A 1,249-nucleotide genomic window follows, 5' to 3' on the forward strand; every position below is an offset into this window, starting at 1 on the left:
ATCCGGGGCGGAGAGCTCGTCGGTCGCGTCCAGCAGCGCCTGGCCGAGGGCGTCGCGCTTTGCCCAGCGGCGGATGGAGGCGACGCAGTCGCGCGACGTCACCTTCTCCCCATCATGCCAGAGCAGGCCGGGGCGGAGCGTCAGCGTCCAGAGCCTGCCGTCATTCTCCACCACATGGCCTTCGACCATCTGCGGATGCGGGCGGAATTGCGCGTCCATGCCGTAGAGCGTGTCGAACACCATGTGGCCATGGCCGCGGGTGACGTAGGCGGTGGTGCCGTGCGGATCGAGCACGGCGAGGTCGATCTGCGGGATGAATTTCAGCGTGGTGGCGGGCTGGGCCCGCAAGAGGCCGGGCGCGGCCATGGCGGCCGCGCTGGCCGCGAGGAAGGAGCGGCGGTTCATCGGAAGCGTCCCCGTTATCGGCATGGCTCTGACGGCCGGCCTGGCGTTTCGGCGAGGCTAACCTGCCAGGAGCCTGGAGGGGAACCCCGGGAGCTAGAGCAGATCGCGTTCAGATGGACTCATCTGAACGCGTGAAGATGCTCGTAAAACAACGGCCCAGAGCATGCTGCGTGAGCGCAAGCGAACGCAGCATGCTCTAGGTGATGGGCGGCTAGGCGAGGCGTCGCGAAGGCGGCGCCACGCCTGGGCCCTCCGGATGTGGTGGGGTATCTTGTCCGCGGACGCGAATTGCCCTGGCAGCGCCCTCATCCGCGCCGCCCGCTGCCCGGCGCCGCTTCGCCGCAGCGGGCTGTGCGAGGCTCAGGAGGACAGCGCCCTGCCCGGGCATTCAGCGATGCGGTGGAGTGTGCGGCCGCGGGATGCTGGCGCCCTGCCCGCGCCTCTCAACCGCGCCGCCCGGTGCCCGGCGCGGCTTCGCCGCGGCGGGCTGTGCGAAGCCTCAGGAGAACGGCGCCTCCGGGGCCCCCGCGAAGGCGCGAAGCGACTTTGTGGGGATTTCTAGAAGGGCACGCAGCGGACGATGTCGTCATGGCCGCGGGCGAGGGTGGCCATGGTGCCGTCCGGGCATTCCTGCGCCTGGACCAGCGCCGGGGCCGGCAGGCCGGACATCCAGCGCACCGTCTGCGCCTGGGCGCGGCCCATCAGGAGGCCGCGGCGCGGCGCCGCGGTGCTGGCGGAGGCCGCCCGCGCATCCCGCGCCACGCCCACCTGGCCGCGCATGGCGGAACGCTGCACCGGCGCGGCGGTGCGGGTGGCCACATGACGGGAGGCCTGGCGCTGCGCC

At 72.1% G+C, this 1,249-nt stretch carries 1 protein-coding gene and 1 pseudogene; both read right to left on the minus strand.

What is annotated here, in order from left to right; all coding sequences use genetic code 11:
- A partial coding sequence (locus tag NJ376_RS25610; RefSeq protein WP_252956205.1) for an ABC transporter substrate-binding protein occupies positions 1-405 on the minus strand: 405 nt, incomplete at its 3' end.
- A 558-nt stretch (positions 406-963) separates the two neighbouring features.
- A pseudogene (locus tag NJ376_RS25615) lies at positions 964-1,249 on the minus strand (hypothetical protein); the annotation flags it as partial.

Origin of the sequence: Siccirubricoccus soli (assembly GCF_024178315.1) — a bacterium.
GTDB lineage: Bacteria > Pseudomonadota > Alphaproteobacteria > Acetobacterales > Acetobacteraceae > Siccirubricoccus > Siccirubricoccus soli.